The 17,700-nt window shown below is 36.6% G+C and carries 21 protein-coding genes; 9 read left to right on the forward strand and 12 right to left on the reverse strand.

Annotation, left to right across the window (positions count from 1 at the left end; all coding sequences use genetic code 11):
* The first annotated feature begins 76 nt into the window (after positions 1-76).
* Positions 77-826: a hydrogen peroxide-dependent heme synthase gene (hemQ, locus tag KYI10_10445; GenBank protein QYA33971.1), complete on the forward strand. Its 750-nt coding sequence runs from the start codon at positions 77-79 to the stop codon at positions 824-826.
* A gap of 36 nt (positions 827-862) precedes the next feature.
* On the opposite strand, the gene KYI10_10450 is transcribed toward hemQ, so the two are convergent.
* The 4 genes from KYI10_10450 to KYI10_10465 form a co-directional block, all read right to left on the reverse strand.
* Positions 863-1,903 carry a siderophore ABC transporter substrate-binding protein gene (locus KYI10_10450; protein QYA32737.1) on the reverse strand — a complete coding sequence of 347 codons (1,041 nt, stop codon included), beginning with the start codon at positions 1,901-1,903 and terminating at the stop codon, positions 863-865.
* Between the two features lie 92 nt (positions 1,904-1,995).
* Positions 1,996-2,802: an ATP-binding cassette domain-containing protein gene (locus KYI10_10455; GenBank protein ID QYA32738.1), complete on the reverse strand. Its 807-nt coding sequence runs from the start codon at positions 2,800-2,802 to the stop codon at positions 1,996-1,998.
* Positions 2,795-3,748 carry an iron chelate uptake ABC transporter family permease subunit gene (locus KYI10_10460; protein ID QYA32739.1) on the reverse strand — a complete coding sequence of 318 codons (954 nt, stop codon included), beginning with the start codon at positions 3,746-3,748 and terminating at the stop codon, positions 2,795-2,797. Before KYI10_10460 ends, KYI10_10455 begins: the two co-directional genes overlap by 8 nt.
* Positions 3,741-4,694 carry an iron chelate uptake ABC transporter family permease subunit gene (locus KYI10_10465; protein QYA32740.1) on the reverse strand — a complete coding sequence of 318 codons (954 nt, stop codon included), beginning with the start codon at positions 4,692-4,694 and terminating at the stop codon, positions 3,741-3,743. Before KYI10_10465 ends, KYI10_10460 begins: the two co-directional genes overlap by 8 nt.
* Before the next feature lie 179 nt (positions 4,695-4,873).
* Between KYI10_10465 and KYI10_10470 the strand changes: the two genes are divergently transcribed.
* A complete protein-coding gene (locus KYI10_10470; protein ID QYA32741.1) occupies positions 4,874-6,226 on the forward strand; it encodes an amino acid permease in 1,353 nt (450 codons plus the stop codon).
* A gap of 181 nt (positions 6,227-6,407) precedes the next feature.
* Here the strand turns inward: KYI10_10470 and KYI10_10475 are convergent, their stop codons facing one another.
* The 4 genes from KYI10_10475 to KYI10_10490 form a co-directional block, all read right to left on the reverse strand.
* A complete protein-coding gene (locus tag KYI10_10475) occupies positions 6,408-7,865 on the reverse strand; it encodes an APC family permease (GenBank protein ID QYA32742.1) in 1,458 nt (485 codons plus the stop codon).
* Positions 7,866-8,016: 151 nt separating this feature from the next.
* Positions 8,017-8,379: a DUF423 domain-containing protein gene (locus KYI10_10480; GenBank protein QYA32743.1), complete on the reverse strand. Its 363-nt coding sequence runs from the start codon at positions 8,377-8,379 to the stop codon at positions 8,017-8,019.
* 19 nt (positions 8,380-8,398) lie between these two features.
* Complete coding sequence (locus tag KYI10_10485; protein ID QYA32744.1) at positions 8,399-8,707, reverse strand: DUF5327 family protein; 309 nt, start codon at positions 8,705-8,707, stop codon at positions 8,399-8,401.
* Positions 8,704-9,363, reverse strand: a complete 660-nt coding sequence (locus KYI10_10490; protein ID QYA32745.1) for a uracil-DNA glycosylase — start codon at positions 9,361-9,363, stop codon at positions 8,704-8,706. Before KYI10_10490 ends, KYI10_10485 begins: the two co-directional genes overlap by 4 nt.
* Before the next feature lie 95 nt (positions 9,364-9,458).
* Between KYI10_10490 and thiD the strand changes: the two genes are divergently transcribed.
* From thiD to KYI10_10515, 5 genes are all read left to right on the forward strand, one after another.
* The gene (gene thiD / locus KYI10_10495; protein ID QYA32746.1) at positions 9,459-10,289 is read left to right on the forward strand and encodes a bifunctional hydroxymethylpyrimidine kinase/phosphomethylpyrimidine kinase; all 831 of its coding nucleotides are present in this window, start codon (positions 9,459-9,461) and stop codon (positions 10,287-10,289) included.
* 244 nt (positions 10,290-10,533) lie between these two features.
* A complete protein-coding gene (locus tag KYI10_10500) occupies positions 10,534-10,890 on the forward strand; it encodes a YojF family protein (protein QYA32747.1) in 357 nt (118 codons plus the stop codon).
* 13 nt (positions 10,891-10,903) lie between these two features.
* Positions 10,904-11,566, forward strand: a complete 663-nt coding sequence (bshB2, locus tag KYI10_10505; GenBank protein QYA32748.1) for a bacillithiol biosynthesis deacetylase BshB2 — start codon at positions 10,904-10,906, stop codon at positions 11,564-11,566.
* A 13-nt stretch (positions 11,567-11,579) separates the two neighbouring features.
* Positions 11,580-12,458 (forward strand): GTP cyclohydrolase FolE2, encoded by an 879-nt coding sequence (gene folE2 / locus KYI10_10510; GenBank protein QYA32749.1) that lies wholly within the window; start codon positions 11,580-11,582, stop codon positions 12,456-12,458.
* 1 nt (position 12,459) lies between these two features.
* Positions 12,460-13,017, forward strand: a complete 558-nt coding sequence (locus KYI10_10515) for a sugar O-acetyltransferase (GenBank protein QYA32750.1) — start codon at positions 12,460-12,462, stop codon at positions 13,015-13,017.
* 16 nt (positions 13,018-13,033) lie between these two features.
* On the opposite strand, the gene KYI10_10520 is transcribed toward KYI10_10515, so the two are convergent.
* Positions 13,034-13,903 carry a Cof-type HAD-IIB family hydrolase gene (locus KYI10_10520; protein ID QYA32751.1) on the reverse strand — a complete coding sequence of 290 codons (870 nt, stop codon included), beginning with the start codon at positions 13,901-13,903 and terminating at the stop codon, positions 13,034-13,036.
* 63 nt (positions 13,904-13,966) lie between these two features.
* Positions 13,967-14,452 (reverse strand): tRNA adenosine(34) deaminase TadA, encoded by a 486-nt coding sequence (gene tadA / locus KYI10_10525; protein ID QYA32752.1) that lies wholly within the window; start codon positions 14,450-14,452, stop codon positions 13,967-13,969.
* Between the two features lie 72 nt (positions 14,453-14,524).
* On the opposite strand from tadA, the gene KYI10_10530 reads away from it, so the two are divergent.
* Together KYI10_10530 and KYI10_10535 are read left to right on the forward strand one after the other, a co-directional pair.
* Positions 14,525-15,124 (forward strand): deoxynucleoside kinase, encoded by a 600-nt coding sequence (locus KYI10_10530; GenBank protein QYA32753.1) that lies wholly within the window; start codon positions 14,525-14,527, stop codon positions 15,122-15,124.
* 1 nt (position 15,125) lies between these two features.
* Positions 15,126-15,782, forward strand: coding sequence for a deoxynucleoside kinase (locus tag KYI10_10535; GenBank protein QYA32754.1), 657 nt, complete (start codon positions 15,126-15,128; stop codon positions 15,780-15,782).
* A 49-nt stretch (positions 15,783-15,831) separates the two neighbouring features.
* Here the strand turns inward: KYI10_10535 and KYI10_10540 are convergent, their stop codons facing one another.
* Positions 15,832-16,524: an HAD family hydrolase gene (locus KYI10_10540; GenBank protein QYA32755.1), complete on the reverse strand. Its 693-nt coding sequence runs from the start codon at positions 16,522-16,524 to the stop codon at positions 15,832-15,834.
* Positions 16,525-16,614: 90 nt separating this feature from the next.
* Positions 16,615-17,649, reverse strand: coding sequence for a PTS sugar transporter subunit IIC (locus KYI10_10545; GenBank protein QYA32756.2), 1,035 nt, complete (start codon positions 17,647-17,649; stop codon positions 16,615-16,617).
* Positions 17,650-17,700: the final 51 nt, after the last annotated feature.

The raw sequence follows: 17,700 nt of genomic DNA on the forward strand, positions 1-17,700 counted from the left end.
TTGTAGATTATAAGAAATTACTTATACCATTATATATGTTAGAATAAACATGATTAAATTTAAGGAGAGATGGATAATGAATGAAGCAGCAAAGACATTAGACGGATGGTATAGTTTACATCTATTCTATGCAATCGATTTTACAAGCCTTAAAATTTTAGAACAAAGCGAAAGAACTGCGATGGTTGAAGAGTTTAAAGCGTTTATCAACACTTTAGAAGACAACCATAGTGCAAAGGAAGGTTCATATGCGTTATACAACATTACAGGACAGAAAGCTGACTTAATGCTCTGGGTTTTACGCCCTGAAATGAAAGACTTAACAGCACTTGAAAACAAATTCAACAAACTTGCAATTAGAGATTTCTTAATCCCTACATATTCATACGTTTCAGTAATTGAGTTAAGCAACTACTTAGCGGGTGACTCAAATGAAGACCCATATGAAAACCCACATATTAAAGCAAGATTATACCCGGAATTACCACGCTCTGAATATGTATGTTTCTATCCAATGGATAAACGTCGTCAAGGTGAAGACAATTGGTATATGTTAGATATGGATCACCGCAAAGGACTTATGCGTTCACACGGCATGATCGGTCGTGGCTATGCAGGCATCGTTAAACAATTTATCACAGGATCTGTAGGATTCGACGATTATGAATGGGGTGTTACACTCTTCTCAGACGATGTATTACAATTTAAGAAACTTGTATACGAAATGAGATTCGACGAAGTATCAGCACGTTACGGTGAGTTTGGCGGCTTCTACGTCGGAAACATTCTTACAGTAAATGACCTTCAAGATTTATTTGCATTATAAAAATAATGCGTGTGTCAAAAGACACACGCATTATTTTTATTTATAAGCTTTCTCTACTTCTTCAATTTGTTTCACAATCGTTACTGCACCACCGCTTGAGAAGTACCATAAGTATGGATCTACTTCTACGACTTTATTATCTTTAATTGCGTTAACGTTTTTAATAACATCATTTGATAACGCTTGTTCAGCTGAAGACTTACCACCTACAGCTACCCCACGGTCCATCGCAAAGATAATATCCGGATTCTTCTTGTTGATATATTCAAAGTTAATTACTTGTCCGTGACCTTTTGCTGTAATATTTTCATCCGTTTCTTTCACGCCTAATACATCATGAATAAACCCGAAACGTCCGCCTTTACCGAATACAGAAAGTTCACCTTCATTTGCTAACACGAACAATCCTTTTTTATCTGATTTCTCAGTCATTGCTTTAACTTCTTTGATTTTTTTATCTATGTCTGCAATAAGCTTTTCAGTTTCTTTCTCTTTACCGAAGATTTTGCCGATATTTTCAGTATTCACTTTAATACTATCGATATAGTTCTTATCATCTGCACCAACATATACAATTTGTGCTTTCGGTGCTGCTTTTTTCATTTCATCCATTACCTTCTGGTTAGCCTGACGACCTGAGATTAAGATAAGGTCTGGTTGCATTTCAGCTAATTTTTCAAAGTTTGGTTCTTTTAGGCTTCCTAAGTTTGCATATTTATCATCTTTATATTCTTTTAAGAATTCAGGTAAGCTACGGTTCCCTTCACCTTTTGGCATACCTTTTACGTTTTTATCCGCGCCAATTTCCTTTAATGTTGTAAGTGTTCCGTAATCAAATACTGCAACGCTTTTTGGGTTTTTAATTACTTCCACAGTTTCAGATACTTCTTTTGCGTCACTACCGTCTTCTTTTTCACCCATTAACTTATATTTATTATCGATTTTTACTGTTTCAGCTTTGTCATTTGAACCACTTGATGTTTTGTCATCTGTTTTAGAAGTATCCTTCGTTCCTCCACATGCTGCTAATACTAAAATTAATGATAATGTGATAACTAATCCAATAATACGTTTCATTTTCCAGTCTCCTTAGTGTAATGTATTTCCCCCGTTTTATCGCTGCCCCATAGTAGTAATAACCCGGCAACACTCCTTTCGATGATTTAAGTTTATACCGCCTGAACTTCTTCTATAAATTCATCTACCGTCATACTTTCATCATCGAAGTATACACAAATTTGCTGTCCGAATATGCACTCGATATTAATGTCCATATCGTATACAGTCTTCAAGTTTTCTGTTGTGATACATTCGTTTTTCGTTCCATCCAGCAGTACTTCACCGTCTTTCAGGGCGATAATGTAATCTGCGTAACATGATGCGAAGTTAATGTCGTGTATTACGATTACAATCGTTTTTCCTTTTTCGCGTACTAAACGACGTAATAGCTGCATCATTTGTACCGAATGTTTCATATCAAGATTATTTAGTGGTTCATCAAGGAAGATATAGTCTGTATCTTGTGCTAATGTCATCGCAATATATGCGCGTTGTCTTTGTCCACCTGATAATTCATCAAGAAATCTTGTTTCAAAAGATTCTAACTCTAAATAGTCGATTGCTTCGTTAACGATACGTTCGTCTTCTTTCGTGAGACGTCCTTTTGAATATGGAAATCGTCCGAAGTTTACAAGATCACGTACTGTTATCTTTAAATTCGTATGGTTACTTTGTTTCAATACTGCAAGCTGCATCGCGATATCATCGCTTTTCATCTTACTGATTTCTTGATTATTTAACTGCACTGTCCCTTTATCAAAATCAGACAGTCTCGTAATGGCTGATAACAATGTACTCTTACCAGCACCGTTTGGGCCGATAATCGCTGTGATTGCACCTTTCTTAATTTCCGTTGATACGTCTTTTAATATTGTTTTATTACCGATATTTTTATACAAATTGTTAACTTTAATCATGAGCGCCCTCCTTGAATAATAAGTATATGAAGTAAATCCCTCCGATAAAGTTGATAAGTATCGTAATCTCTGTCGTTCCATCGAAGAAATATTGATTGATCATTTGGCCAAGTAACAATGTAATTGCGGATACTGCAATTACAGAAATGATTAAATATTGGTGTTTAAATGTCTGCATGAGCTGATAAGTTACGTTACATACGATAATACCTAAAAACGTAATCGGTCCAACGAGTGCTGTTGAAATGCTGACTAGTATTGCAATTACAAGCAGCATGTTACGTGTAAGCCTGTCGACATTTACACCAAGATTGGTTGCATGGGTCTTTCCGAGGCTTAACACATCTAATTCATATGATTTCTTGTAAATATATATCAGTAATATGATGATGAGTGCACAGCTGATAATTAATAGTTTCTCATTCACTGTATTAAAGCTCGCAAACAATTTATCCTGTAACAGCAAGAAGTCATCTGGATTCATAACCATATGCATAAAGCTTGATAAGCTTGAAAAACATGTCCCCATTACAATACCAAAAAGTAGTACAAAGTATACGGACGTATTCTTCTTAAATACGAGGTTGAATAAACCTAATGTAAAACCAATCATTAATATTACAGAGACGAAGAAGTTCGTATATACGTTAAACACGGCATCTCCCATCTTCCCGAACAAGAAGATAATAATCGTCTGAATAAATAAGTACACAGCGTCTAACCCAATGACTGAAGGAGTTAATAAATGATTCTCAGTAATCGACTGGAATACGAGTGATGATACACCAATTGCTGCACCTACAAGTAATATCGCTGCAAGTTTTCTTAATCTTGAAGGGAGAACGTAATCAAGAATTGCAAAATTCAACTGAATCAGCACAAACCCTGTCATAAGGAGCAGCATTACAATAATGAGTGCACTCGCCTTTTTCATTTGGCTAGACATATGACTTCCTCCTTTTCAGAAGAATCGCCATGAAGATAACACTTCCTACGATCCCGAGTGTGAGACCAATCGGAATCTCATAAGGAAAGATAATTAATCGACTGAATATATCTGCTACCATAACAAGAATTGCACCAAACAGTGCTGTATATGGTAAAGCTTTATTCATATGATCGCCGACAAACAGTCCGACGATATTCGGAATAATCAATCCTAAAAATGGTAATACACCGACTGTTACAACTACTGTCGCCGAAACGATTGCAGCAATAACAACTCCTAAATTCATCATCTTCGCGTAAGATATACCTAAGTTTTTACTGAAGGACTCCCCCATTCCGACGATGGTAAAGTGATGCGCAAAGAGGTAAATCAGCACTACCATAGGAATAATAACAAATAATACTTCATAGCGTCCTTTCGTAATCATCGAGAAGTCTCCCACAAAGAAGTTAGAAATACTTTGCATAGCATTGAAACGTAGTGCCATAAACGTCGCTAAACTTGAAACGATGTTACCGAGCATGAGCCCTACAAGGGGAATAAAGATAGCATCTTTAAACTTGATACGATTGACAATCCACATAAACATCATCGTACCGATAATCGCTGAAACAATACTGAATGATAATTTAACAAGTAGTGGTGCTTGTGCAAAGAATATCATTGCGATGAGTACACCAAACTTCGCAAAATCCATCGTCCCCGCTGTTGTTGGTGACACGAATTTATTACGTGTGAGCTGCTGCATCAACAAACCCGCCACACTTAGTGCTACACCGGCTAATATAATAGCAAATGTTCTCGGCAATCGACTGTTCAACAAAATATTCTTTTGATTCTCATCCAAGTTTAGTAAATTTGATGGGCTCAAATCTACAACACCAATAAACATTGAAATTATAGACAAAACCAGCAACAGTAATGTGGTGTAAATTATTTTCATGAACAAAAGCTCCTGTCATCATTGATAATAGTTATCAATGAGAAAAATTCTCAATTACAATATTATCAAAAATCTGAAATAAATCAATACGTATTATAAAAAAATACTTTATTGAATTACTATTCTTTATATTCTGATTTCATGATATATTGATAAAAACTATAAAAAGAGGTGGCGTTATGAATAAACATCATGGAGAACAAGCACTCGAAAAAACGATAGGATTCTGGACTGCTATAACGATAGTTATCGGAACGATTATTGGTTCTGGCGTGTTCGTTAAACCTTCCGTAGTGCTCAATCATGCAGGTACAAGTGATCTTGCAATCTGGGCCTGGGTTGTCGGAGGTGTATTAACTTTAGCAGCAGGTCTGACTATTTCAGAAGTAGGCGCACAAATACCAAAAACCGGAGGATTGTATGCTTATATTAGAGATATTTATGGTCCCTTCTGGGGATTTTTAACAGGTTGGATGCAGACGGTCATCTATGGCCCCGCAATTATCGCTTCACTTTCATTATTCTTCGGCATACTCGTAACGAACTTTTTTGGAATCGATCCAGCCCTAGGTATATGGATTGGTGTCGCAGCATTTACTTTTCTTGTCATTCTTAATATTCTTGGTACAAATGCTGGTGGTGCGATGCAGACCTTTACTACAATCTGTAAACTGATTCCTGTATTCGCTATTATTATCTTCGGTTTGTTGTGGGGTAAAGAAGGTGTATTCGGACATAACGTGACAAGCTTAATTGAGAATAAAGGAGAAGTTAATTTCGGTCGTGCCGTACTAGCTACGTTATTTGCATACGATGGATGGATTCTACTGACAAACTTAACAGGTGAAATGAAAAATGCAAAGCGCAATCTGCCACTTGCGATGCTTATAGGACTAAGCGTTGTTACATTCGCATATGTACTCATCAATATCGCTGTCTTTAAAGTCATCCCTGCTGAAACGCTTGTTGGACTAGGAAACACTTCATCTGCGGAAGCCGCTAAAATATTATTCGGTGACCTCGGTTCTAAATTTGTTAATATCGGCGTTATTATCTCGATATTCGGTTGCTTGAACGGAAAAATTATGACTTTCCCTCGTATTCCATTTGCAATGGCTGATGATAACTTATTGCCCTTCGCGAAATTTATCAGCTATGTAAGCCCTAAATTTAAAACACCCATCGGTGCAATGATTACAATGTATGTTGTAAGTATGATTCTACTTTTACTTACAATCGTAATTCCTGAAGTCGTGAACGCCGACTACTTATCTGAAGTATGTATATTCGTAATTTATATCTTCTATATCGCTAGCTTTATCGGACTGTTTATATTACGCAAACAAAATAAAGGACAAAAACGCGATTATTCAGTACCTTTATATCCAATCGTCCCTATCGTTGCGATGGGTGGAGGTCTATTTATTATCATCAGTACATTAATGAGTGATTTCACCGGTTCAATGCTCGGTGTACTTTTCGTAGTCATCGGAATTCCATTTTATTTCATGTTGCGCAAAAAACATGTTTAATATACGCAATAACGGTTATATAACTACTAATACATTACAGAAATGAGGATATACTATGAAACGTTTAGTTCGACTAATCATTAAATTAAGTCCCATCCTAATTCCAATCGTAAAAAAACAATTAGAGAAACGTTCGCACCAACAAAATACAACACGTAAATAAACAAAAGCAGCTAAAGTTTTAGCTGCTTTTGTTTATTTCCTTATCTAAAATTAGGTGATCTAATGTCTCTTTAGACATTGCTTTAAGTTTACGAAAACGAATCATAAAGAATATAATCCCTATTATTAACCAAACTGCTAATGCAATATAACTAGGTAGTTTAAGTGATGCCGGAGACCCCGGAAAGAGTAATAAAATAAGGAACGTGGCGCTCACAATTACTCCAAGTAACGCCATCCATTTATATTTCAGGTCATAGTGTAGTGTATTACGTTGTCCAAAAAGACGATAAGCACTTAAGCATGTCACTAAATACGCAATAGACACTCCTGTAGAACTCATATCGACAATCCACGTCAACGCTGTTCTACCTAGCCATGGAGAACAAAGCGCCAGTAATGTAATGAATGCTATTGCTATGTATGGTGTATTGTATTTTGGATGAATACGGCTAAATATTCTCGGCATTACACCCGAACGCCCCATCGAAAACAACAATCTGCTTGAACTCATCAGAAATCCATTCAATCCAGTAAATATCCCCATCAGTATTGCAACTGATAGTATTCCTACACCAATGTATCCAAATGCATACTGGATAACTGATCCTGTAACAAATAAATCTCCGCCTAATACAGATGCATCTTTAACTGTCCAGCCCGTCAATAAAATCATTGCTACGTATGTAAATGCACTTGCAGATAAACTAAAAACAATTAATTTAAATGTTTTGCTAGGCGCAAAATTAAATTCTTCTGCAGTTTGAGGAATATTATCAAATCCCACAAAAGCCCAAGGTGCGACTGCTAAGATCATAAGTATCGATTGTAAAGCTCCCATGTTTTCGTTGAAAATTGGTGATAAATATCCAAATGAAAAATCCTTTGTAAACATTGAACTGATAAATAGCATGATTACTACGACTGCTAATATGACACAAAATACGTATTGTAAGTTTCCTGAAAAACTTGCTCCTTTAACACTTATCCATCCAAATATAATAAGTATTACTGAAGATAATATAATCTCTGTAACATATACATCCCATCCGGCGACCGTATATAATTTACCTCTTGTCATAAGTCCCGGGAATAAGAATTTAAAGATTAAACTAAACGCTGATGCATTTAATGCGACAATACATATATATCCAAAAGTTAAGAACCAGCTTGAAAAAAATGCAATGTATTTTCCGAATCCTAAGTAACCAAATGCAAATGCGCCTCCTGATACCGGAAATTTCTCAACTAAAGCACCGTAACTTACTGCAATGACAATCATAAGTAATGCGCCAAGGAGTATGCCGATTGTAGCACCTATTGGTCCAGCGCTTTTTATCCAGTCCCCTGGTAAAATAAATGCACCCCATCCTATACTTGAACCATATGCTATAGCCCATACAAATTTTTCAGAAAGATTCTTCTCAAGCTCCTTACGTACAGGTTTTTGTGGTTTTTTAATAATTTTCCCTCTCATAAAATCACCTCAGAAATGCTTTACCCTAATCTATCTAGTCCATAACATGTAAATTCCCACATATACTTTTCTGAAGGCTTATATAAAAAAGCATCCCTTAACATAAAATATAGTTTAAGGGATGCTCGTCAAAAATTTCTTTATGATAAGCCTAATATTTAATTGCTGCAATCATCAGCATAACCCAGCTTGCAATAAACAGGACACCACCAATTGGAGTAATCGCACCAAGCACTTTAATTTGCGTTAATGCCAGTAGATAAAGTGATCCACTAAAAAGTACAATACCTATTGTCATCAACCATCCTGCTGTATTTAAGTTCATCTTCGTAGTACCATTTAAAATTGCAATCGCAATAATACCAAGTGCATGATACATTTGATACGCCGTCGCTTTATCCCATATATCCATGTACTTCTCACTTAACTTACCCTCTAAACCATGTGCACCGAATGCACCAAGTGCCACTGCTAACATTGCGTTAAATGCACCTATAATCAAGAATAATTTCATGTTAATGCCCTCCTATTTATTAAAAATCAAAGATTGAATCTCCATTACCAAAACCATCATCTGTTTTAATCTTACTATCATTCGATACAACTTTAGCACCCATCATCTTCAGTTCTTCTGGTGAAATCGCTTCGTGCGGTCCGGTTTGTTTTACTGGTGGTGATTCTGCAGCCATATATGCAGGTTTAGGTATTGATTTCGTTTCGCTTTGTCCGATATTTGCCATCATTTCTATCGCATAGAGATGTTTATTAAATTCTACAACAGTTGAAGCGCGTTTAAGCGCTTCAACTTCTTCGGACAATTTCTGAATGAGTTTATCGTTCACTGAACATCCTCCCTTCCCCAGTCTATTGGCGTCTTATTGTGTGCAACTAAATATTCATTCGTCTGACTATATGGTTTTGATCCAAAGAATCCTCTGTAGGCACTCAACGGACTTGGATGGACACTTTTAATGACTTTATGTTTCGTCTTATCAATTAAAGGCTCAAGTTTCTGTGCTGGTTTACCCCATAGTATGAAGACCACATTTTCTCTATATTGCGAAACAGCTTTTATAATTTCAGTTGTAAACTGCTCCCACCCAATACCTTTATGCGAATGTGCCTGACCACCTAAAACAGTCAATACATTATTCAATAATAACACACCTTCATATGCCCATCCTGTCAATTCACCTGTATGTCTTCGAATGTTTAAATCGTTTTCCAGCTCCTGGTACATGTTACGTAATGATGGCGGAAGTTTTGTCCCATTCATTACAGAAAAGGCCAAGCCATGTGCCTGATTTGGACCATGATAAGGATCTTGACCTATAATTACAACTTTAACGTCATTAAATGGCGTAAACTTAAACGCATTATATATATTCTCACGTGCTGGATATACTGTCTGTGTTGCATATGCTTTTTCTAATATTTCATCCATTTCATTAAAATTATATTTCTCTTTAATTCCATGAAAAATCTGCTCCCATTCCATACTATCCACCTCATATATATTATAAATATATCATTTTGAATTAAACGTATTCATGATATGATATTAACAAACAAACAAGAATAGGGGAAATGAAAATGAGCTTAAAAAAGATTTTAACAATTGCCGGATCTGATACAAGTGCCGGAGCTGGTATGCAAGCTGACTTAAAAACTTTCCAGGAATATAACACATACGGTATGGTGGCATTAACCGCTGTAGTCGCAATGGATCCAGAAACTTGGGGCCATGATGTTACACCACTGCCAATTGAATTATTAGATAAACAAATTAAAACTGCATTATCTATCGGCCCTGATGCCATTAAAACAGGTATGTTAGGAACCGAAGAAATCATCCAGCGTGCGGCCAAAGCTTTTGAAGATTCTGATGCTGCGTATTTCGTAGTGGATCCTGTTATGGTATGCAAAGGGGAAGATGAAGTGCTTAATCCTGGCAACACGGATGCTATGATTAAATATTTATTACCACTTGCTACAATTGTGACACCGAACTTGTTCGAAGCAGGTCAATTATCTGGTTTAGGTAAACTAACAACAATCGAACAAATGAAAGAAGCTGCTGAAATCATTCATCAACGTGGTGCAAAACACGTTATTATCAAAGGTGGAAAAGCTTTAGAATCTGATAAAGCATTAGATTTATATTACGATGGTGATAATTATACATTACTGACAACTGATAAATTCCAATCATCATATAATCACGGTGCAGGTTGTACATTTGCCGCTGCTACAACAGCAAACTTAGCATTAGGTAAATCTCCATGTGAAGCGGTAATTGCTGCTAAAGGATTTGTCGCATCAGCAATTAAACACGGATGGAAAATGAACGAATTTGTAGGACCAGTACAGCATGGTGCTTACAATAACGTTGAGAAGATTGAAGTAACAACTAAAGAAGTGTAAAAAAAAGATTGTGACATGAGTAATATTATGAAAAGATGGCAGGAAATGTTCTTTGTTTCCAGTCATCTTTTTTGATTTAACTCGTGCCTGAGCGTGGAACGCCGTTAGTTCGAGCGTACTGCATTATAAGTACGGATGTCGCTCAGTTTTTTTATGTCTTTTTTTCTTATACAAGCTCAAAAGGTATAATTTTTACAATTTATTTAGTAAAATAGTTTAGTATAAACTTTGAGGAGTAATGAAGATGGAACTAATCGACAAACAACAAGTACAGGAGCTATTGAATCAATTTCAAGAGAAACCTGTCTATTTACATGTAGAAACAACGAATGGTGCTTATGCAAGTCACTTTGATCAAAAAGTGTTCAATGCAGGTACATTCTTACGTAATATTCAAGTATCATATATTCAAGGGATTATTACTGGCGGCGGAAAAGAACCTTTCCGTGTCGGTTTGAAATTAAATAGTGGCTGGATTTATGTACAAGGTTTAACACACTTTGAAATTGACGAAGAAGGCCGTTTTTTAATGGCTGGTTTAAACTATCAAGGTCAGCTTGCCGCAGCTCTTGAAATAAGCGAAACGCCATTTGAGGTTTAAGGGGGAAATGATGATGGAACAAGAAAGACAAGTGCTCGTAATCTTCCCTCATCCGGATGATGAAGCATTCGGTGTATCAGGTACGATTATGAAACATATAGATGCAGGCACGCCAGTTACTTATGCATGCTTAACACTAGGGCAAATGGGGAGAAACCTAGGGAATCCGCCATTCGCAACCCGTGAATCATTACCAAAGATTCGTGAGAAAGAACTAGAAGAAGCTTGTCGCGTAATGGGAATTACCGACTTACGCAAAATGGGTTACCGTGATAAGACATTAGAATTTGAATTATTAGATGACTTAGTCGACATGGTAACAGGATTAATCAATGAATTAAATCCTTCAAAAATTATTTCGTTCTATCCAGGTTACTCTGTACATCCAGACCACGAAGCTACAGCAGATGCAGTAGTTGAAGCGGTGCGTCGTATGGAGGGTGAAAAGCCTAAATTACATTTAGTCGCTTTTAGTAATGATACTGTTGAGAATATCGGAGAACCAAATGTTGAATATGATATTACGGGTTATGAAGAAAGAAAGATGAATGTATTAGGTGCACATGCATCGCAAACAGGACCAATGCTAGAAAATTTAGCGGCAAATACACAAGAAGCAGAAGCGGCACAAGATATGTGGCTTCGAAAAGAACGCTTCTACGAATACGAAGTTTAATTAGGAGAATGAGATGGATCAATATAATTTAAATACACGTGAAGGTCGATGGAAACATTTCGGTTCGGTAGATCCTATTAAAGGGAATAAACCTACTGAGAAAGAAAAGATGACAGACCTGCAAAGTTCGAAAAAAGATTTTTTATTTGAAATCGATCATGTAGGTATTAAAAATTTAACATATCCTGTCCGACTGGATGGTTATCAAACAGCAGGAACATTTAGCCTATCTACACATTTGGCTAAAGATGAAAAAGGCATTAACATGAGCCGTATTTTAGAATCAGTTGAAGCCCATTATGATAATGGTTTATCGCTTGATTTCGATACATTAAAAACAGTATTAATTACTTTACAGACAGTAATGCATCAAAAAGATGCGACTGTTGATGTAGATGCAAAATGGTTCTTTGACCGTTTCAGTCCAGTAACAAACCTACGTGCAATCGGACATGCTGATACACGTTTTTCTATGACAGTTGAAGGTGATACGACAGTTAATAAATCGTTAACATTGACTGCAATGGTAACAACACTTTGCCCATGCTCTAAAGAAATCAGCGAATACTCTGCTCATAACCAACGCGGTATCGTGACAGTTAAAGCTGACTTTGCACCAGAAGGTGAATTACCAGCAAACTTCAAAGAACGCATCTTAGAAGCGATGGAAGTCAACGCTAGTTCAATGCTATACCCAATATTAAAACGTACAGATGAAAAATCAGTAACGGAACGTGCATATGAAAACCCACGTTTTGTCGAAGATTTATTACGATTAATTGCAGCTGATTTAGTAGAACTTGATTTCGTTACAGGTTTTACAATTGAATGTCGCAATGAAGAATCTATTCATCAGCATGATGCCTTTGCACGTCTGACGTATAATAAATAATATGCTCACTGAAAAAGAAAAGATGCTACAAGGTGCTATATATAATCCCTCTGACGCACAACTTGCGCACGATAGAATGAATGCAAAGCTTATGACACGTCGTTACAATAATCTGCCAGAAGATGAAGTAAATGCTCGCTGTCAGCTCATTAAAGAAATCTTCGGAACCACGGGCGAGCACATTCATGTCGAAGCAAATATACGTGTTGATTATGGCTATAATATTCACTTAGGTGAAAACTTTTATTCAAATCATGATTTAACGATTTTAGATGGCGCGTCAGTTACAATTGGCGATAACTGTATGATAGCTCCAGGTGTGCATATCTATACAGCCACTCATCCGATTGATCCTATTCAACGTAATAGCGGTTTAGAGTATGCAAAGTCTGTTGTGATTGGTGATAATTGCTGGATTGGTGGACGCAGTATCATTAATCCAGGTGTAAAGATAGGTAATAATGTCGTTATTGCGAGCGGTGCAGTTGTAACAAAAGACATACCAGATAATGCTGTCGTTGCAGGCATTCCTGCAACAGTAATCAGGCAAATAAAATAAGCAGCCAGACGGCTGCTTATTTTATTTCTCCATTCATAACTTGCATAATTGCGCGTCCTACACCGCTTTCTTCATTGTCCCCGGCCATGTATTTAGCAACCTGCTTAACTTCCTCTGCTCCATTAGACATAGCGAATGAATATTTAGCACGTTCTAACATTGAAACATCATTTAAGTTATCACCAATGGCCATCACTTCATCCATCGTAATATTCAGTTTTTCACATATGGATTCCAATGCAATTCCTTTTTGTGCATTAGTATGCGTAATTTCTATATTCCCTCTTGATGATGATGATATTGCTAAACTATTATATTCAGCAAGTTCAGCCTTTGCTGCATCTATCTTTGACAAATCACTAGAAAACGCCAGGAATTTCAGAACAACCTCACCCTCACGTTTATATATTTCTTCATAACTATCGACTTCTTTTAAAGAGCCGTTATCTATACGCTTTTGTATTGATTTACGAATCTTTTCAACATCTGGAGTATGCCCCATTTTCTCCGCAATATCTATGTAAATTTCAAGATCCTTCTCTTTATCTTCAGTATAGATACGTGCACTCGTATATACCTGATAGTATAGATGATGTTTTTTAAGAGTTTCTGTGATGAGCCTAATCTGTTCATCACTAATCTTAGAAGTGTATATTATATTGAAGGCTTCATCGCGTACTTCTGCCCCATTCAGACAAATAAAAGGGACTTTAAGTCCAGTTGGTTTCACAGGCGTATTTGCTTCATAGAATGCGCGTCCCGTCGCAATAGCCACAGTGACACCTTTCGATTGTGCATATTTAATCGCTTGAATATTTTCTTCTGAGATTTCATGCGCACTATTCAATAATGTACCATCCATATCTGTTGCGATTAGTCTAATCATCATTTCATCTCCTATTATTAATACATACAGTGTATCAAATTCAGTGACTTTTATCTAAAGATGTTACTCTTTTAGTTTCTTATTCTTCTCGAGTAATTTATTATTTCTAAGTGTTTTAAAGAAATCTTTAAGCAATAGACTGCATTCTTCATGTTTGATACCTGCAATTACTGTTGCCTGATGATTGAATCGTGATTCATGCAACAAGTTCATGAGCGATCCACTGCAACCACCTTTTGCATCATGAGCACCGTATACGACAGTCGGAATCCTACTCATTACAATTGCTCCGCTACACATTACACAAGGTTCAAGTGTCACATACAATACACATTCCTCTAAACGCCATGAGCCAATATTTTTACTTGCTTCATTTATCGCAACAACTTCTGCATGCATCAGTGGATTTTGTAACGATTCTCGTAAATTATGGCCACGGCCAATAACTTCCCCATGCTTTACAACGATTGCTCCAATAGGTACTTCATTGATTTTATATGCTTTTTTTGCTTCATCAATCGCCATCTGCATAAAGATTTCATGATTCATTTCTTCATCCGCCTTATTTATTTTATGGTACAATACAAATACTATTTTATTTTAACATTCGAGGAGAGAAATATGGCACCTTTATTTATAGCAATAGAAGGACCGATCGGTGTCGGCAAAAGTTCACTGACTAAGAAGCTATCATCCACTTTAAATTTAACCCCCATCTATGAAATCGTTGAAGAAAATCCTTTCTTATCTGACTTTTATGAAGATATCGATAAGTGGAGCTTTCAGACAGAAATGTTTTTCCTGTGCAACAGATATAAGGTTTTAACAGAATTATCAAATGATATATCTGTAGTTAGCGATTATCATATTCTTAAAAATAAAGTATTCGCAAACAACACTTTAAATGATAAAGAATATAAGATGTTCGAAGAAATTTACGATATATTGACACGAGAAGTTCGCAGACCTGACGTTACTGTGTTCTTAACAGCAGATCTAGATGTACTTAAACAACGCATTCAGCTACGTAATCGTGACTTTGAATCTCATATCGAAGATGATTATTTATTAAAGTTAACCGAGGATTATAGACGTGTATATGAATCAATGAAACATGATCATCAGACGATACTTATCGATACAAGTGATACGGACTTTGTAAATAATGCAGCTGATTATGAGTATATCGTACAACAAATAAAAGATATTATAGGAGCTTAATATGTATACAATCCCTAATGATGCAATCATCACTATTGCAGGTACTGTCGGAGTCGGAAAAAGTTCGTTAACAAAAGCACTGGCTGAGAAGCTAAACTTCAGAACTTCTTTTGAAAAAGTAGATAACAATCCTTACTTAGAAAAATTCTACAATGATTTTGATCGCTGGAGCTTTCATTTACAAATCTATTTTCTTGCAGAACGTTTTAAAGAACAAAAACGTATGTTTGAATATGGCGGCGGTTTTATACAGGATCGCTCCATCTATGAAGATGTAGATATCTTTGCTAAGATGCATGAAGAAGGCGGCACGATGACGAAAGAAGACTTCGCAACTTATTATCAGTTATACGAAGCAATGGTAATGACACCATACTTCCCGCAACCCGACTGTTTAATCTTCTTAGAAAGCGATTATGAAGATGTGATTAATCGTATCGCGGAACGTGGTCGTCAAATGGAAATCGAAACAGATGAAACTTATTGGCGTGCATTATATGCGCGTTATGTCGAATGGATTGAGAACTTCAATGCATGCCCTGTCGTAAGAATTAATATCAATGAATATGATGTATATGGTGATATCGATTCACTTGATCCAGTGATTGAGAAGATTGCTAAAGTGATCCACACACATCGTGCAATGCATAAAAGATAAATATTAAAAATGGTACGGTAAAACATTACCGCACCATTTTTATATTGGTTTATAACCCTAACCTATCAACAATCTCAGCCACACTATTTAATACTATATCCGCATTTCGCAAATCTTGTGCATCACCAGAGCCTGATAATACGCCTACTATTTTTCTGACTTCAGCATTCTGACCAAGTTCAACATCCATCTCAGTATCTCCTACCATCATCGTATCCTCTTTTTCAACATTTAACTCATCCATTATAAGCTGCACCAACTCTTTTTGTGGTTTATGATAATCTGATGAATCACTCGTAATAATCTTATCGAAATATTCACGAATACCATACTTATCTATGAATAAATCCATCGATGCATTGTCATCTGCTGATACGATAGCAAGAAGATAACCTTTATCATGTAGAGATTTCAATGTTTCCTCGACACCTTCAATAATTTCTATGCCTTCCGCTTCATCATTAGATGTTGCATATTCAATCTTTTTAAGTAACCAGCTGGCCATCGCATCACCATTCGGAAGCTTTTCTAAACTGGATACGATTGCCTTTGTTGTTTTTGCACCAATCAATTTATCAACATGATCATCGACAATACCGAATGCGTCTTTTATTTCAGATTTTGGCACATGAATATCTGTACGCACTGAAAATTCATTGATCAAATCATCAGCTAACTTCACCACCGGATGTCCTAATTTCATTAATGTCCCATCTTTATCAAAAATGATTAATTTCGTCATAATTTTTGTCTACTCCCTAACTTCACTTTTATTATTTTATAACCTTTTCACGCAAAAATATCTCACTCTAACTTGAGCGAGATATTTTATTTATTTGATTTCTAAAGTTAAGTCCCCTGCTTTCACATGATTAAAACGTCGTGCAACACCGTAGTGTAATACATACGTTACGACAAGCGGTAGAAAGACGCCTGCAATCATAAACTGCGTAAATGCGACAATGCCTTGATCATTTAAAATTTGCATCGGTGCGATGAAGCCGCATAAACCGATACCACCAATTTCATAGGGTACGCCCAGCTTAAACCACAGAATTGCAACTGGACCACTGATTGCAGATGCTACGAGAGGCGCAATCGTAATTTTAGGGTTGTTTACAATGTTCGGGAACTGAACCTTAGGCGTACACACGAGTTGCGCTAAGAAGCCACCTAGATCATTATCCTTTAGCCCCATCGCTGTGTATCCGACGAATTGTGCTGAGATACCGACGAGTGCTGCCGCAGAAGATGCTGGATCAAGTTGTAAGACAATAACCAGTGCTGCTGACGATGCTGGGGTCATTACGATAACTGCAAATACGAGCGCGATCACTACAGACGAGATGAGTGGTTGTCCTTCTACAGATTGAGCGATTGATTTCGAAATAACAACTAATGCAGGTTCCACAACGCGTGCTAGATAATAACCTACTAAACTACCAGCAAGCACTGCAGATACTGGCACTGCCATCATATCGAGAATGGTCTTTCCGGTTACTTTCTTACCGACATAAGTTGCTACGATTGCACCGATAATTGCTCCGATAGGTAGTCCTGTCTGGATTGTAAAAGCTCCATCTACTTCTTTCAGTGCATTACCACCGATTGTTGCAGCAACCATAGCAGAAACTAATGTAATTCCATTTGCGCCTAAACTATAAGCGATAGCTCCTCCTAGTGCCGGTGCTAAAATTAACATCGAAATCGTACCGAAAAGAACTAATAAATCAATATGCAATAAACCTCCAATTGACTTCAATAACATTCCTACCCCGAGCGCTACAAAGATTCCTGCCGAGATACCTTGTGCTCCCTTTTCGAATCGATCTTTAAAATAGTCTTTTCTACTCATCTCATGTTCCATAATCATCCACTCCTATTTTTAGTTTTTACATAATATGACCTTCTTTATCGT

This window comes from Macrococcus sp. 19Msa1099, assembly GCA_019357535.2.
Classification (GTDB): Bacteria; Bacillota; Bacilli; order Staphylococcales; family Staphylococcaceae; genus Macrococcoides; species Macrococcoides psychrotolerans.

Excerpts from the sequence above, each read along its gene's own strand:
- hemQ (QYA33971.1), top strand. The coding sequence starts at position 77 with ATGAATGAAGCAGCAAAGACATTAGACGGATGGTATAGTTTACATCTA.
- KYI10_10450 (QYA32737.1), bottom strand. The coding sequence starts at position 1,903 with ATGAAACGTATTATTGGATTAGTTATCACATTATCATTAATTTTAGTA.
- KYI10_10455 (QYA32738.1), bottom strand. The coding sequence starts at position 2,802 with ATGATTAAAGTTAACAATTTGTATAAAAATATCGGTAATAAAACAATA.
- KYI10_10460 (QYA32739.1), bottom strand. The coding sequence starts at position 3,748 with ATGTCTAGCCAAATGAAAAAGGCGAGTGCACTCATTATTGTAATGCTG.
- KYI10_10465 (QYA32740.1), bottom strand. The coding sequence starts at position 4,694 with ATGAAAATAATTTACACCACATTACTGTTGCTGGTTTTGTCTATAATT.
- KYI10_10470 (QYA32741.1), top strand. The coding sequence starts at position 4,874 with ATGAATAAACATCATGGAGAACAAGCACTCGAAAAAACGATAGGATTC.
- KYI10_10475 (QYA32742.1), bottom strand. The coding sequence starts at position 7,865 with ATGAGAGGGAAAATTATTAAAAAACCACAAAAACCTGTACGTAAGGAG.
- KYI10_10480 (QYA32743.1), bottom strand. The coding sequence starts at position 8,379 with ATGAAATTATTCTTGATTATAGGTGCATTTAACGCAATGTTAGCAGTG.
- KYI10_10490 (QYA32745.1), bottom strand. The coding sequence starts at position 9,363 with ATGGAATGGGAGCAGATTTTTCATGGAATTAAAGAGAAATATAATTTT.
- thiD (QYA32746.1), top strand. The coding sequence starts at position 9,459 with ATGAGCTTAAAAAAGATTTTAACAATTGCCGGATCTGATACAAGTGCC.
- KYI10_10500 (QYA32747.1), top strand. The coding sequence starts at position 10,534 with ATGGAACTAATCGACAAACAACAAGTACAGGAGCTATTGAATCAATTT.
- bshB2 (QYA32748.1), top strand. The coding sequence starts at position 10,904 with ATGGAACAAGAAAGACAAGTGCTCGTAATCTTCCCTCATCCGGATGAT.
- folE2 (QYA32749.1), top strand. The coding sequence starts at position 11,580 with ATGGATCAATATAATTTAAATACACGTGAAGGTCGATGGAAACATTTC.
- KYI10_10515 (QYA32750.1), top strand. The coding sequence starts at position 12,460 with ATGCTCACTGAAAAAGAAAAGATGCTACAAGGTGCTATATATAATCCC.
- KYI10_10520 (QYA32751.1), bottom strand. The coding sequence starts at position 13,903 with ATGATTAGACTAATCGCAACAGATATGGATGGTACATTATTGAATAGT.
- tadA (QYA32752.1), bottom strand. The coding sequence starts at position 14,452 with ATGAATCATGAAATCTTTATGCAGATGGCGATTGATGAAGCAAAAAAA.
- KYI10_10530 (QYA32753.1), top strand. The coding sequence starts at position 14,525 with ATGGCACCTTTATTTATAGCAATAGAAGGACCGATCGGTGTCGGCAAA.
- KYI10_10535 (QYA32754.1), top strand. The coding sequence starts at position 15,126 with ATGTATACAATCCCTAATGATGCAATCATCACTATTGCAGGTACTGTC.
- KYI10_10540 (QYA32755.1), bottom strand. The coding sequence starts at position 16,524 with ATGACGAAATTAATCATTTTTGATAAAGATGGGACATTAATGAAATTA.
- KYI10_10545 (QYA32756.2), bottom strand. The coding sequence starts at position 17,649 with ATGGAACATGAGATGAGTAGAAAAGACTATTTTAAAGATCGATTCGAA.